The organism is Microvirga massiliensis, from assembly GCF_001006805.1.
GTDB classification, from domain to species: Bacteria; Pseudomonadota; Alphaproteobacteria; order Rhizobiales; family Beijerinckiaceae; genus Microvirga; species Microvirga massiliensis.
The window spans coordinates 133840-148773 of the sequence record NZ_LN811367.1 but is presented as its reverse complement, the minus strand read 5'-3'; the positions used below and the strand labels follow the sequence as shown (position 1 = coordinate 148773).

Below are 14934 nucleotides of genomic sequence, written 5' to 3'. Positions count from 1 at the left end.
CCTGTGACGATCAAAGCCGGAGCAGGACGCCGAAACCCATGGCCACCACATGGGCCAAGGCGTGGCCGAGCATCGCCGCTTCCAGCCCATCGCGAACGAAGAGGAGGCCGAAGGCAAGCCCTGCCAGAGAATTGGCTGCAATGACGAACACCACGAGCCAGAGAGGCGGCGACAGGAGTGCCGCATGGAGAATCGGAAGGTGGCCCGCCGCGAAGAGGAGCGCTGCAACAGCCATCCCGATTCCATAGGCACTCCGGGAAGGTCTCGCGGGACGGCCCGTCAATCGCCAGACGATCCAGACGACCAGGGTCATGATGCCCCAGCGGGCGATGATCTCCTCGGTGATTCCGCCATACAGGACCCGAACCACAGCCGGCGCCTTCAAGGCTTCGATGCGGGCAAGTGCGTCGTTTTCGGCCGAGGCGACGAACGTCTCGAAGGTGATGCCATAGGCGATCAGGAGAAGGCCAACCACGACTGCGACCGGCACGGCTCGTCCGAGCTGGCGCAGCAGAGCCCGCATTGGCGATCGCCCGTTCGCGAGCAGCCGGATTGCAGGAGCATCGAGGCTGACTTTCGGCGCAAGCCTGGTGCCAAGATATCCCGCTCCAATCGTGAGCAGGAGCGGTTGGATCAACGAGAGTGCGCGTATGAGGCCGGTCGGAAGCGGCGGCGCCTCCGGGCCGAGCGTCTCGACCGGCAGAACGAGAAGGGACGCCACGCCGATCAGGCCCAAGGTGATCAGCAGCAGCGTGAAACGGGTTTGGATACGCATGCAGCCCGTGTAGCCCGACCCCGAGGTGAATCGATAGGGGCTCCGGGCGACGTCCCTCGGCGGGGCCGGGAGGAGCAGTTCTCGCTCAGAGCGGCACGGGAGAGTTCCGCCGATCTGTCGTATGTGACCTCTCGCACGGAAACACGCGTCGAAGCCGCTCATAACTCGCCTTCCGAGTTTACTTCGGAAACCGCGGAGCGAGGCCATGAAAGCACCGCAGGTCAGAGCAGCCAGATCCGGTGACGAGAGGCGGGTCATCGATACCCTCGTGCTCGCGTTCAGCACGGATCCTGCTGCACGTTGGATGTATCCTGAACCCGAGCGATATCTCCGGAATTTTTCCGAGTTCGTGCAGGCCTTCGGCGGGCGGGCCTTCGACTATGGGACCGCTCACCTGACGCAAGACGCTCTGGGGGCCGCGATGTGGCTTCCGCCGGGAGTGCACCCGGATGACGAGGCCGTGACCAATCTCATCCAGCGCACCGTTCCGGAGCGCGATCAGGAATCCCTCTTCGTCGTCTTCGATCAGATGGGGCGCTACCATCCCGACGAGCCGCACTGGCATCTTCCGCTGATCGGCGTCGATCCAACCCGGCAGCGCAACGGCTATGGCGCGGCCCTGCTCGAATACCTTCTCTGGCTCTGCGACGACGACGGCACGCCGGCCTATCTCGAATCCTCGAACCCGGTGAACATCTCGCTTTATCAGCGCCACGGCTTCGAAGTGCTCGGCACCATTCAAGTCGGCACGTCTCCGCCGATTACACCGATGCTGCGCCCACCGCTGGGCAGCATGGATCGCCGGACGCGAGAGATGGATGCTGTATTGGCTGGATGAGAAGGGGCGGGAGTCGTGCGTGAAGGATTCGCGGTGCGTTGATCGCGCGTGAGTCTTTGCACTGTGCCCTCCTCACATCCTCCTCGTCATTGCGAAGTGAGGCAATCCAGCAGCGCGTCCGTCGACGGGTAGATTGCTTCGCCTGCGGCTCGCAAGGACGGCAGTACAATGGGAGAGCCAGTGCATCGCGCCTGCGGCGCGCAAGGACAGGAGTGGGTCCGGCACGATTCCGTCTCCAGACGCTCTCTTCGCTCCCTCACGCCCACCTCGTCATTGCGAACGAAGTGAAGCAATCCAGGTCTCTGGCTCAGAATGAATTACTCCGCCTGCGGTTCGCAGCGGCGCGGTGGGTGCGACGATATCCACCTCATGATGATCTCCCTATCGGAGAACTTCTGCCCACAGTGGAGTAATGGATCAGCCGCCGGTGCGCTTGAGTACGCCGAGTCCGAGCGCGTTCAGGTCATCGATCTTGACCCCAATCGCCTTCTGGTCCGGCCCAATCTCGAACGTGATCGCAGCCGGCATGGTCGGCATCTCGGGGGACGGGTGATAAGTGAACAGGTCGCGATCGAAATGGCTTAGCGGAAAGGCCCTCTTGCCGTCCGGCCCGAGCCGGATTTCGAGCCTTCCGTCCTTTTCGACGACCACGGCTTCGCCGATATACGGATTGGCGTAGGTCCCGGCATAAGCCGACAATGGCAGCGCGGGCAGTCGTGAAGTAGGCGGTGTGCTGTAGCGCTGGATCGCTGCTTCGATAGCCGGCCCGAAGAGCTGACCATAGAGGCTGTCCCAGTCCGCAACCCAATCGCGGGTCGTCATTCCCGACATCACGAGGTCGAAGAAGGTATCTGCGAGGCTTTCGGGCACACCGGTCGGGAAGGCGTTGGAGAGAACCACGATGCCGAGTTGCTCCGCCGGAAGCAGGCTGACGAGCGTGCGTGCGCCCATGCTGAAGGCGCCGGCATGACCCCAGACCTCTCCATAGCGGCCATACTCCACGTTCCAACCGAGGCCGTAGAAAACCGGTGCTCCGGTGATGGGGTGTTTCCCGCGCTGCATGAGCGGCAGATGCGTCTCGCCGATCGCGTCCGCGTCGATCAACTGCTTGCCATCATATTGGCCCTTGCCGAGTTCGAGCCGCATCCAAGCCGCGAGGTCGCGTGCGCTGGAACTGACCCCGCCGGCTGGCGACTGCGCGTCGGGATCGCGCTTCGCGAGCGGCCGCCATCGGGCGTCGAGTTGTGCGTGGAGAGTGGCGCGATTCTCGCGCGAGACGAAATCCGCATACCGTGAGCTGGTCGAGGTCATGCCGAGCGGCTTGTAGAGCTTCGCCTCGGCGGCATCCTCCCAGCTCATGCCCGCCGCCTTCGCAGCGGCAACCGCACCCTCGGTGAGGCCGAAATTGCTGTAGGAGTAGGCTGAGCGGAAACTGCTCGCCGGCTTGACCTGCCGGAGACGGTGCAGAATCGTGCTGCGGTCATAGCCGAGTTCCTCGAGCTCGTTTCCGGCGTCTCCGGGCAGCCCGCTGCGATGGTTGAAAAGGTCACGGACGGTGACCTGCTGAGTCGGATAAGCCTCGTAGAGTTGGAAGATCGGATCGATGTCGGCGATGCGCGAATCCCAGCTCGCTTGACCATCACTCACGATGGCCGCGACGACGGTCGACGCCATCGGCTTGGAGAACGAGGCAAGCTGAAAGACCGTGTCGGCATCGACCGGCACGTCCTTGCCTTCTTCCCGTACGCCGAAGCCGTTCAGGTAAACGACCTCATTCTGATAGACGACAGCGATCGACAGGCCCGGCACCCTGTCCTCGTCGACCATGCGCTGCGCCATCTCCTCCAGCGTGGGCAGAGCGGCCGTCAGCTTTTCTTTGTTCACATGCTCGAAGGATTGACCACGCGCAGCAAGCGGCGCGAGGGACGCCAGTAGAGCCAGGAAAAGACAAAAGCTGAGACTGGAGAAGCGGGTACGCCGAGTACCTTGCTCGGATGTGTCAGCCACGACCACCCTCCCGTTTGGCAATTACGCGACTATAGCTGGCCTGCCCGATGGTTGACACTTGGGTCCGCCGAAAGGGTGTGTATTCCACGCTTTGCAGCTGGAAGAGATCGGCATCATCGCATCATAGACGCACCGCAGCGAGCCGGAATGAGAACCGTTGGTCGTCGCGCTCGCGCTTGTCGAGAGACAGGTGTATTATTCTCAAGCGCTGTCGCACCTGCCAGCAGAGGGCGACCGGCTGGGGCGGCGTAAGCGGGATCGGCATTTAACGATTCTCTTTTCCGTATCGACCGTTCACGTACACGCTTCGCTGCCAAGCTTCTTCCCAGCCGGTCCAGGGTCCCTCCGACGCAACAGCAATGGAGGATCGAGATGCAATTCCGTATCGCACAGAGCCTCGTCGCCGGTGTCGCATCGAGTCTGGTCTTCGTCATAGCGCCTCCCGGGCGTGCCGAAATCACGAAAGTCACCGTCACCTCGGCCAAGGATATCGGGCCGTTCGGCGGAAAGGCATATCGGGAAATCGACGCCACGATGGAGGGCAGGGCACCAGGAGGGCCTTACTCCGTGCCCGTCACTCTGGCCTTTCCGACGAGTCCGGCCGACCATAGTGGCGTGGCCGTGGTGGACATCGTGAACACCGCAACGATCGGGAGAGCACAGTGGGTGATCGGCGGTCGCGCGCTTCCGCTGGCGCGCATTCACATGGGCGATGCATTCCTGTTCGGGGGCGGTCGGTCCTATGTGGCTCCCATCTGGGACAAGGCTGCCATCGAAGCGCTCAAGACCGGATCGATTGCCGCGCCTGCCGACGGCTACACGATCATTGGAGATGCCGGTGAACTCGCACGTAACTCTGCCCGGTATATGGCGGACGGACCGCCGCCCGTGAAGACCATCATCGCCTATGGCTTCTCGCAGACGGGCGAGCTGCTCCGCGGTTGGCACGCGGACAAGTATAACACCCGTTCCGGCCGCCCAGCCTTCGATGGTAGTCTGGTCGGCGGAGCCGGTGGCAGTTGCCGCGATCTGATCGTGCAGAAGGGAAAGCGCTGCCCGGGCGCGGTGGCTGATGGTGGAAAGGTCATAATCTTCGCGACGGAGACGGATGTCGAGTCCGGAGGGTTCGAAGAGCGCGCCGACCGCCCGGACTACCGTGTTATCGAGGTTGCCGGGGTCTCGCATATTCCCGCCAGCGCGGCGGACTTTCGCCAGTCCGGAATGCCCGAGCAGAGCCCGGTCGATTTCGGTCCTGCGCTGCGCGCTGCGCTCGTCAATATGGAAGCCTGGATCGAAGGGACGGAGCCGCCGCCGAACGTCCTGATCGAGCTGACGGACGATCCCGTGCGGGACGTACAGGGATCGCCATACAGAAAGGCGAAGCGCGATGCAGATGGAAATGCGCTCGGCGGAGTGAGGCTCCCGCATTTGCCGAGAACGTTGGAGAACGGCTCGACGGCCGGTGCACCGGTCGGCAGCAACAATGGCCTTGCGTGGAAACATGAGAATGGGAATTTTATCTTCTTCATCAGCGGAAGCTTCGAACCCTTCCCGCCCGAGAAGCTGAAGACCCTTTATCCGAATCAGGCGGCCTACGTCGCTTCCGTCGCCGCTGCAGCGGACGAACTCGTCAGGCTTCGGCAGATTCTACCGGAGGATGCTCGAGGTTATGTCCTGGCTGCCGAGGCAGTGAAGCTGGATTGATCAGGATCGCACCTCGAGCGGCGTCCATTTGCATTGGGCGACATGTGTTCATGACAACGGTGAGAGGCTGTCATGGAAACCGAGCTTTCTCAGTCCACCCTTCTGGCCTCGCCGGTGCGGCGGGCTGCTTCGGGACGGACCTTCGCCTGCGATGACCCAAACAGGCGGGATGTGGTTTGCGGCGGAGGGGCTGCCGTCTTCAGCCTGATTCTCGCGGGCCTCCTCGGCGAGTCGAAGCCAGCGGTAGCCCAATCCCTCACGGGCTCGGTTCCGGAACTGGACAGAGTTGCCGTCCGCATCGTGACCGACAGCTACCAGTTTGCCGTTGCGCCCAGCCGCAATTTCGATGGGCTCGACATCGAGAATTTCGGATGGGGCATCAGTCCCGACCGGCCACCCGGCAGAACGCTCGTGAGCGAGTTCGGCCTCGCCATGCATGTCGAGGCACGCCGCGGAAACGAGACGCGTCAGATACTCGTCGATTTTGGCTTCACGCCGGAGGCGCTCAACAACAACCTTGCGATGCTCGGCATCGAGCCGAGCGCGCTCGACGCGCTTGTGTTGAGCCACGGGCACTACGATCATTTCGGCGGGCTCGTCGGCTTCCTTCGGCAGAACGAGGGACACCTGAAACCGAGGCTGCCTTTCCATGTCGGAGGCGAAGACTGCTTCTGCGCCCGTGAGTGGACTGCGCCGCCTGTAAAGGGTGACTTTGGCGTGATCGATCGCGAGGCGCTCGAGAAGGCAGATCTTGCCGTGACGTCGACGCCGCAGCCCTCCCTCATTGGGGAGCACGGATTCACGTCGGGGCGCATCCGGCAGGAGAGCTTCGAGAAGCTCCTCTCGCCGAGTGCCATGCGGCTCGGTTTCACGCATGGATCGGGCTGCTATGCGGATCGCTTCACGGAGGCGGAGCGCGCCCAGGGCGTGATGCCGGATCAGTTTCAGCACGAAATCGCCACGGCGTTCAATCTGAAGGGACGGGGCCTCATTGTCCTGACCTCGTGCAGCCATCGAGGAGTCGTGAATGCAATGCGACAAGCGCAAGCGGTTTCGGGCATCGACAAGGTGCATGCCGTGATTGGCGGTTTCCATCTGGCACCCTATCCACCCGATTACCTGCGCGAGACCGTCGTCGCCCTGAAGGAAGCGAATCCGACCTATGTCGTTCCACTACATTGTTCCGGTGAAGCATTCTACGAACTTGCCAAGGCGGAGATGCCGGAGAAACTGGTGAGAGCCTATACGGGGACACGCCTCGTCTTCTCCGGCACCGCCTCGTGATCACCTCCGCTCCGACTTCCGGCTGTGCACGCCCGCGACCCTGTTCCGGTGGGAGTGGTTGCCGCGTGCCTCAAGGTTAAATTTCGGGAACATTGCCAGCTGCCTTCCGACGCTTCGGCGCGATGAGCTGGCTGGATGGAGCCGGCAGTATGCCCGATGTTCATGATCGAGCGAAGGATCACATGCGCGTGCTGCTCATCTACTGTCATCCGCGCGCCGACAGCTTCTGTGCGGCCCTGCGCGATGCTGCCGTGAGCGCGCTCGAATCTACTGGCCACGGGGTGGAGGCTCGGGATCTTTACGCCGAAGGGTTCTCACCGGCTCTGAGTGCCGAGGAGCGCGGGCGCTACTACGACGAGGACACCAACCGAGATGAGATCGAGAGCCATGTCGCGTCGCTGCAGCGCGCCGACGCGTTGCTGCTCGTCTATCCGACGTGGTGGTTCGGGCTCCCGGCCATGCTCAAGGGCTGGCTCGACCGGGTCTGGGTACCGGGCGTCGCCTTCCGCCTCGGCGGGCGCAGAGTGCTGCAGCCGCAGCTCTCGAACATCCGGCGGATCGGTGTGATCACGACCTATGGCTCGCCGCGCTGGCTTCTGTGGCTCGTTGGGTGGCCGGATTGGCGCCTGTTCAAATACGGGCTGAAGACCCTCTGCGCTCGGAACTGCAGATTGGAGTGGCTCGGCCTGCCGAACATGGATCATTGCACGGCGCTCCAGCGTAACCGGTTCCTGGCGAAAGTGCGCAGGCGGCTTGCACGCTGGCGGTGAGATTGCACACCACCGCCAAGCCACTTGCGAGGACACTCCGAGAGGTCCATTCTCTCGATAGCTCAAATCCAGTGGCCATGCCCCAGTCGGCGGCAAATCCGGAGGCGGTCGGGCAGGCTGGAGTGCAGGTCCATTTTGGGCGACGGCGGGCTTCGGGGGCATTCCGAAGGAGATGTGCCGTGGCGACCTATATCATGCTCGCGAACTGGACGGATCAAGGGATCAAGAGCGCCAAGGAATCGCCCCGTCGTTTCGATGCGGCGAAGCAGGTGCTGAAGGACCTCGGGGGAGAGTTCAAGTCCTTCTATCTCACCATGGGCGATTACGACATCATCGCCGTTCTCGAGGCTCCCGATGATACCGCGGTGGCGAAATTCATCCTGCAGACCGGCATGCTCGGCAACATTCGAACGCGAACCCTGAAGGCTTTCCCCGAGGACGCCTACCGGCAACTTCTCGGCTCGATGGGCTGATACGGAATGAGCGATCCGATGCTCGGTGTCGCGAGAACCGAGGGGTGGCGCAACATCGGCACGGTTGGGCAGAGGCCGCCATTCCAATGGCGACCTGTCTGCCGCCATGCAAACATTGCAGGAGGCCGACATGGCCATTGCCCCCATGCTTCAGAAATACTTGTTTGACCATAATGTCACATACGACGTGCTGGTGCATGAACTGACTGAGTCTTCGGCACACACCGCGGAAACCTCTCACGTTCCGCTGGACCGCTTGGCAAAGGGCATTCTCCTGAGGGATCGGCAAGGCTACTGGCTCGCCGTTCTGCCCGCGTCGCACCATGTGCGGCTGTCGGATCTCAAGACCGATCTCGGCGATCGCGTGGCGCTGGCCAGCGAGGACGAGACCGCCGAGGTGTTCCAGGATTGCGCCCGCGGCGCCGTCCCGCCGGTCGGCGCCTGCTATGGGCTGGATGTGATCATCGATACCAGCATCGATCGGCAGCCGGAACTCTATCTCGAGGCCGGCGATCACGCCACGCTGCTGCGGATGAGTCAGGCCGAGTTCACACGGATCAACGACCAGGCCCGGCACGGCTCGTTCAGCAGCATCGACTGAGAGTCGACGCAGCAGCACCGGAGCTCCGGTTACAAGCTCCGGCCGGCTGTGCGCTCAGGACAGAAACGCTCGGCTGGTCGGAGAGCCTCGCCGGCCAGCCTCTGCTCCGGACGGAGGAGACGCCGATGGCCTACACTCTCGAGACGCCCGATCAGGTCCTTCAGACCATCAAGGACAATGACATCGTCATGATCGATCTTCGCTTCACGGACCTCCCCGGTCTGTGGCAGCACTTCTCGGTGCCGTGCGCGGCGCTCGACCTCGACAGCTTCACGGAGGGCGTCGGCTTCGACGGCTCGTCCATCCGCGGCTTTCAGGAGATCCAGGAAAGCGACATGCTGGTCGTTCCGGATCCGACGACGGCGTTCCTGGACCCATTCAGCGAGGCGCAGACACTCGTCCTGATCTGCGATGTCGTCGACCCCATCACCGGTCAGCCCTACGCGCGGGACCCTCGCCATATCGCGCAGAAAGCCGAGACCTATCTGACCAGCACCGGGGCCGGCGACAGGGCCTATTTCGGCCCCGAGCTCGAGCACTTCGTCTTCAACGAGGTCAGCTACGATCAGGCCACGAATTACGGCTATTACGAAATAGACGCCATCGAGGCGAACTGGACCGCGAGGAGGACTGACGGGCCGAGCCTCGGCCACAAGCTCCGGCCCAAGGAAGGCTATTTTCCCGTGCCGCCGGCCGACACCCTGCAGGATGCTCGTACCAGCATGGTGCTGACGCTCGAGCAGATCGGTATCGCCGTCGAAGCCCATCACCACGAGGTCGCGACCGGCGGGCAGGGCGAGATCGACATGCGCTTCACGACGCTGAAGCGGATGGCCGACAACGTGATGATCTACAAATACGTGGTGAAGAACGTCGCGCGCGAGCGCGGCATGACCGCCACCTTCATGCCGAAGCCGCTCTTCGGCGATAACGGCTCGGGCATGCATGTCCACCAGAGCATCTGGAAGGGAGAGCGCCCTCTCTTCGCGGGCGAAGGCTATGCCGGATCGAGCGACCTGATGCGCTTCTATATCGGTGGGTTGCTCAAGCACGCGCCGGCGCTGCTCGCCCTCTGCGCTCCCACCATCAACTCCTATCGGCGCCTGGTGCCGGGCTTCGAGGCGCCCGTGAATCTCGGCTACTCGGCGCGCAACCGTTCCGCAGCGTGTCGCATTCCGGTCTATTCGCCGAGCCCGAAGGCAAAACGTGTTGAGTTCCGCTGCCCAGACCCCGCATGCAATCCGTATCTGGCCTTCGCCGCCATGCTGATGGCCGGGCTCGACGGGATCCAGAACCGCATCGATCCCGGCGAACCCCTCGACAAAAATCTTTACGACCTGCCGCCGCAGGAAAGGGCCAGAGTCCCGTCGACTCCGGGTTCGCTGGAGCAGGCCCTCGACGCGCTCGAGGCGGACCACAAATTCCTCTGCAACGGCGACGTGTTCACGACCGATGTCATCGAGATGTATCTCGACTACAAACGCTCGCACGATGTTGCGGAACTCCGCCTGCGGCCTCACCCGTACGAATTCGTTCTTTACTACGACGTGTAGCCGTTACCCGGAAACGATTGTCCGCATCATTTCAATCACCGGCGCCGCCACCCTCACACTCCTTCGGGGTGACCTTCCTTGCCGAGGGAGAGGTGATGTGCGCGCCACCGCCGCTTCACCTCGCCCCCGAAGGGGAAGGGCCGACGAAATCAGCCATTCTGCTCGACGTCCTCGCCGCAGGGCCAATCCTGCGGTCGCGAGAGACCTGCGGGCAGCCTCGTCTCGTTCGTCCCGCAGGCGAGATCGAGCTGCTCCTGCGTGAGGCCTTTGGCCTGACTCAGATCGGCACCATCCACCCGTGTGAGGTACAGATAGGAGCCCGTGAGATCGACCCCGTTCAGGTCCAGCCCCCGCAGGTCGGCACGCGCGAGATTGGAATAGCTGAACTTGACGCCGCCGACTTTCGTGTTGGTCAGGATGACACGCGCAAGCTCCGCCTTCGACATGTCGGCACCCGTAAGGTCTGCTCCCTCGAAGATCGACCGATTCACTTCCGCCTTGGAAAAGTTCGCTCCCGCGATCTGCGCCTGCTGGAAGTTCGAGCGGCCAAACTCCGAACTCTCGAAATGGGCATTGCGAAGGTTCGCCCGTGTGAAGATCGTCCGGCCGCCGGCCGCCTTGGTGAGATCGGCGCCCGAGAGATCGGCCCCCTCGAAGCGCGTAAAGCTTAGCTCGGCCTCGGCCAGTTTCGCGCCTGCGAGCTTCGTCCCAGTAAAGTCCGTCCCGGTCAGGCGAGCTCCGCGGAGCACGGCCCCCGAGAGGTCGGAGTAGCTCAGCATCAGCCGCTGCTTGAAGCAATTGGTCCAGTCGACGCCTGCTCTAGGCGCGTCCCGGCATCCGGCCTCGGCCGGCTGCGCTGCAAGGGAGAGGAGGACGAGCCCGGCCGCACTCCCGATCGCGTAGGGTCCGGCGGCTCGCACACGTGGAGCCCGTCCTGGAAACGGCACAGGGATCACTTGCTGCACGTCAGCCTCCGAGGGTTTGCCGAAGCGGTCATGGCACATATCGTCCTCAAGGGAGATAGAGCGGATGAGAGCCCTTGCGATAGCGGGGCATGGCGTCGGAACCGAATGCAGACCGGATCGATTGCACGGAGAGGGCGACGCCATGCCCGGCATCCTGCGTCGCGGAAGCAGTCCATGATGGCGCATGAGATGCAGAGCTCAGCCGAGCAGGGAGGTCACAGGCCATGAAACCGATGTCCGTGCATCATCTGGCCATCCTGCGCCGGCACATGGTTGAAGTGATCGCGATTCATGCGGACCTGATGAGCGATGAAATCGGCAAGGAATCCCTCGACGAGCGGGTACTTGCGGCCATGCAGCACGTGCCGCGCCATCAGTTCGTGCCAGCGCAGCTGGCTGCTTTGGCCTATCACGACACGCCGCTCCCGATCGGCTTCGACAAGACGATCTCCCAACCCTTCATCGTGGCCCTCATGCTCGACCTTCTGGCGCCTGAAGCGGACGAGACGGTCCTCGAGATCGGCACGGGCCTCGGCTACCAGGCCGCTCTCCTGGCCGAACTGGCCGCCAAGGTCCGGAGCGTCGAAATCGTCGAGGAGTTTGCCAGCGAGGCCAAGGTTCGTCTCCACGAGCTCGGCTATGCCAATGTCGAAGTCCGCGTCGGCGACGGCTCGAAAGGATGGGCGGAGCATGCGCCGTTCGACAAGATCCTCGTGACGGCCGCAGCCCAGCGCGTGCCGAAAGCGCTCATCGAGCAGCTCAAGCCCGGGGGGCGACTGGTCATGCCGATCGGACCTGCCGAGGCGCAGGAACTCACGGTTGTCGAGAAGCACGCCTCCGGCGAGATCGAAATGCGGGGCGTGATTCCTGTACGGTTCACGCAGCTCGAGATCGCGTGACGAACCCCCGACTGCCGCAATCATTCGGAAATCACTCATGAACCGCCTGGCATCCGCGAGCAGCCCCTACCTGCTGCAGCACAAGGACAACCCGGTCCACTGGTGGGAGTGGGGGCCGGAAGCCTTCGCGGAGGCGCAGCGCCTGAACCGGCCGGTGCTGCTGTCGGTGGGCTATGCCGCATGTCATTGGTGCCACGTCATGGCGCACGAGAGCTTCGAGGACGAGGCAACGGCCGCCCTCATGAACGAGCTCTTCGTGAACATCAAAGTGGATCGCGAAGAACGTCCGGATGTTGACCACGTCTATATGACCGCGCTCCAGGCCCTCGGCGAGCGAGGCGGTTGGCCCCTGACGATGTTTCTCACGCCGAAGGGCGAGCCGTTTTGGGGCGGCACCTATTTCCCGAAACGGGCGGGCTTTGGCCGACCAAGCTTCGAGGATGTGCTGCGCCAGATCTCCCTTCTCTATCACGCCGAGCCGGATCGCATCGCCTATAACCGGGAGCTTCTGAAAAAGAGCCTCTCCGAACAGGTGCAGCGGCAGGGAGGCGGCACACTCGGCCTCGCCGATCTCGACGCGATCGGCACGAAACTGGTCGAAGTCATCGATCCGGAGCACGGCGGCATCCGCGGCGCGCCCAAGTTCCCGAATCCGACTATTCTGGAACTGCTCGCACGCTATGCACGCCGCAGCGGCGACCGCACTGCACGCGACCGGTTCCTGCTGACCCTGGAGCAGATGGCGCGCGGCGGCATCCACGATCATCTCGGCGGAGGCTTTGCGCGCTATTCCACGGACGAACGGTGGCTCGTCCCGCATTTCGAGAAGATGCTCTACGACAATGCGCAGCTTCTCGAACTCTTTGCGCTCGCCGCGGCGGAAACGGGCCGCTCGCTCTTCCGCGAGGCCGCCACGGGAATCGTCACTTGGCTGCAGCGGGAGATGACGACGCCGGAGGGTGCTTTCGCATCGAGCCTCGATGCCGATTCGGAGGGCGAGGAGGGCCGCTATTACGTCTGGAGCCTCGCGGAAGTGAGAGAAGTTCTGGGCGAAGATGCGGCTCTCTTCGAGAGGATCTACGACATCACCGAGGAGGGGAACTGGGAGGGGACGAACATCCCGAACCGGCTTTTGTCGGGCGAGGTATCGGCCGATCTCGAGGACCGGCTGTGGCCGCTACGTGACAGGCTTCTGAAGCGGCGTGAGGCCCGTATAAGGCCTGGGCTCGACGATAAGGTGCTGGCCGACTGGAACGGCCTCATGATCGCCAGTCTCGTGCGCGCCGGGCTTCTTCTCGATCGGCCGGATTGGACCAGCCTCGCCGAGCGTGCCTACCGGTTCGTCCGGGACACCATGTCCCGGGACGGCGGTCTTGGTCATTCCTGGCGTGGCGGGTCGCTGGTCTTCCCCGGCTTTGCGCTCGATCACGCGGCCATGATGCGTGCGGCCCTCTCGGTCTACGAGGCGACGGGACGAGCCAGCTATCTCCACGATGCGCGTCGTTGGGCGGGCATTCTCGCCGACGAGTATCGGGTCCCCGAGACCGGCGTTCTCGCCATGACGGCCAAGGGTGGTGAGCACCTCGTGGCACGGCCGCAGCCGACGCATGACGATGTCGTGCCGAACGCGAATGGCGCGTTCGCGGAGGGGCTGGTGCGGCTGGCAGCCTTGACGGGAGACGAGGGCGACCGGCAAGGAGTCGAGCAGGAACTCGCCGCGCTGTCAGGCATCGCCCGGGCCTCGCTCGTGAGCCATGCCTCCATCCTCAATGCACTCGACCAGCACTTGCGGGGCCTCACGATTATCGTAACGCAGGACGAAGACGGAGCGCTCACGAAGGCAGCGCTGAAGGTGCCCTATCTCGACCGCACCGTCTGTCTGGCAGAGGATCTCTCGAAGCTGAGCGAGACCCATCCCGCCAAGGCGCAGGCCGGCCAAGGTGCAGGCCCGCAGGCGCTCGTCTGTGCTGGAATGCGCTGCTCGCTGCCGTTGACGCAACCGGACGATCTCACGAGCCAGGCATCCGAAATGGCGACAAACGTGAGCTGATGCCTCTGTTGGTCACCAGAACATTGCGCTCTCGTCATGGCTTCGCCTGCGGCTTGCAATGACGGATGGAGTCACAGTTTCATCTTGCCACTATCGTGTGTCTGTCGCCACTCGATGAAGGCGTTGTAGGAGCGCGAGCCTTGAGCCGAGGCTCGAATCGAACAGATGCCGGTCTCTGCTGCAATTCTCCGAGAGGCGCGCTGCTCCGCGGCTTGCCTGGCACTGCGGTCAAGCAGGTTCTGCGCCGGCTCGAAGCGCTGCCAGCCGGGCGCCGTAGCCGAAAGGTCGATCTCTGCCCAGCGAGGATCATGGCCTTTTTGCTTCAATTCATCGAAACGCGCATGAATGACCTCGGACAGGCGGGTCAAGCGCCGATAGCGGCTGCTCGCCCGAGGTGAATCCCGGACGGCGAGCACGCGGCCGACCGCGATGGTCTCGACTCGCTGCCCCGCCTTGACCAGATGAGGGTAGTCGTCGGCCGTGAATTGGGCCGGAATATAGTTCGAGACACTCTCCTCGAAGGGAATGGAGACGAGATGGAACTGCCCGTACGAGGGGTAGGACGGGAAGTCGAGAATTTCGCTTGAGGGACGTGACGCGAGAGAGATCGCAGCCTGGATCTCGCCGGATTGGAGGCGCTGGCGCGCGGTGACCTGATCGTCGGTCGTGAATTCTACCGTGATCCCGAGCTTGTCGAATAGCGCACGAGCCGTCAGATGGGTGCCACTTCCGGGCCTGTCGATGTTGACCTTGCGTCCCTCGAGCTGACGGATCTCGGTAATATCGCGGAGAGCCAGGACGTGCAGTTCCTGGTTGGGAACCCGAAAGAGATAACGCAGTCGCTTGCTGGCATCCGCCTGGTCCGTCATCGCCTCGAGTGCGTCCGTCTGCACGATTGCGACGTCGATGTCGGGACGGTGGAGAAGGTCCACGAGATCCTGGAGTGGCCCACGACCGGGGATCGGCCGGAGACGCAGGCGATCGCGGTCGAGGATCGTCATCAGATCGACGACAG

At 63.2% G+C, this 14934-nt stretch carries 13 protein-coding genes; 9 read left to right on the top strand and 4 right to left on the bottom strand.

What is annotated here, in order from left to right:
- Nucleotides 1–10: 10 nt before the first annotated feature.
- A complete protein-coding gene (locus BN1233_RS37410) occupies nt 11–775 on the bottom strand; it encodes a CPBP family glutamic-type intramembrane protease (RefSeq protein WP_046868772.1) in 765 nt (254 codons plus the stop codon).
- 205 nt (nt 776–980) lie between these two features.
- Between BN1233_RS37410 and BN1233_RS37405 the strand changes: the two genes are divergently transcribed.
- Nucleotides 981–1613 carry a GNAT family N-acetyltransferase gene (locus BN1233_RS37405; RefSeq protein ID WP_046868734.1) on the top strand — a complete coding sequence of 211 codons (633 nt, stop codon included), beginning with the start codon at nt 981–983 and terminating at the stop codon, nt 1611–1613.
- A 417-nt stretch (nt 1614–2030) separates the two neighbouring features.
- On the opposite strand, the gene BN1233_RS37400 is transcribed toward BN1233_RS37405, so the two are convergent.
- On the bottom strand, nt 2031–3620 hold the full coding sequence (locus BN1233_RS37400) for a serine hydrolase (protein ID WP_082145884.1): 1590 nt from the start codon (nt 3618–3620) through the stop codon (nt 2031–2033).
- 372 nt (nt 3621–3992) lie between these two features.
- Here BN1233_RS37400 and BN1233_RS37395 point away from each other — a divergent pair, with 372 nt between their 5' ends.
- From BN1233_RS37395 to glnA, 6 genes are all read left to right on the top strand, one after another.
- Nucleotides 3993–5324 (top strand): alpha/beta hydrolase domain-containing protein, encoded by a 1332-nt coding sequence (locus BN1233_RS37395; RefSeq protein ID WP_046868733.1) that lies wholly within the window; start codon nt 3993–3995, stop codon nt 5322–5324.
- Between the two features lie 72 nt (nt 5325–5396).
- A complete protein-coding gene (locus BN1233_RS37390) occupies nt 5397–6608 on the top strand; it encodes an MBL fold metallo-hydrolase (RefSeq protein WP_082145883.1) in 1212 nt (403 codons plus the stop codon).
- A 149-nt stretch (nt 6609–6757) separates the two neighbouring features.
- On the top strand, nt 6758–7378 hold the full coding sequence (locus BN1233_RS37385) for an NAD(P)H-dependent oxidoreductase (RefSeq protein WP_244470883.1): 621 nt from the start codon (nt 6758–6760) through the stop codon (nt 7376–7378).
- A 179-nt stretch (nt 7379–7557) separates the two neighbouring features.
- Entirely contained in the window at nt 7558–7851 is a 294-nt protein-coding gene (locus tag BN1233_RS37380) for a GYD domain-containing protein (protein WP_046868732.1), read from the top strand.
- 130 nt (nt 7852–7981) lie between these two features.
- Nucleotides 7982–8452, top strand: coding sequence for an aminoacyl-tRNA deacylase (locus BN1233_RS37375; RefSeq protein ID WP_046868731.1), 471 nt, complete (start codon nt 7982–7984; stop codon nt 8450–8452).
- Between the two features lie 125 nt (nt 8453–8577).
- Complete coding sequence (glnA, locus tag BN1233_RS37370) at nt 8578–10005, top strand: type I glutamate--ammonia ligase (protein WP_046868730.1); 1428 nt, start codon at nt 8578–8580, stop codon at nt 10003–10005.
- 149 nt (nt 10006–10154) lie between these two features.
- Here the strand turns inward: glnA and BN1233_RS37365 are convergent, their stop codons facing one another.
- On the bottom strand, nt 10155–10970 hold the full coding sequence (locus BN1233_RS37365) for a pentapeptide repeat-containing protein (protein ID WP_187144462.1): 816 nt from the start codon (nt 10968–10970) through the stop codon (nt 10155–10157).
- Nucleotides 10971–11194: 224 nt separating this feature from the next.
- Here BN1233_RS37365 and BN1233_RS37355 point away from each other — a divergent pair, with 224 nt between their 5' ends.
- Nucleotides 11195–11869, top strand: coding sequence for a protein-L-isoaspartate(D-aspartate) O-methyltransferase (locus tag BN1233_RS37355; protein WP_052764102.1), 675 nt, complete (start codon nt 11195–11197; stop codon nt 11867–11869).
- A gap of 37 nt (nt 11870–11906) precedes the next feature.
- Nucleotides 11907–13919 (top strand): thioredoxin domain-containing protein, encoded by a 2013-nt coding sequence (locus BN1233_RS37350; protein ID WP_046868728.1) that lies wholly within the window; start codon nt 11907–11909, stop codon nt 13917–13919.
- A gap of 71 nt (nt 13920–13990) precedes the next feature.
- Here the strand turns inward: BN1233_RS37350 and BN1233_RS37345 are convergent, their stop codons facing one another.
- Nucleotides 13991–14920 carry a TAXI family TRAP transporter solute-binding subunit gene (locus tag BN1233_RS37345; protein WP_046868727.1) on the bottom strand — a complete coding sequence of 310 codons (930 nt, stop codon included), beginning with the start codon at nt 14918–14920 and terminating at the stop codon, nt 13991–13993.
- Nucleotides 14921–14934: the final 14 nt, after the last annotated feature.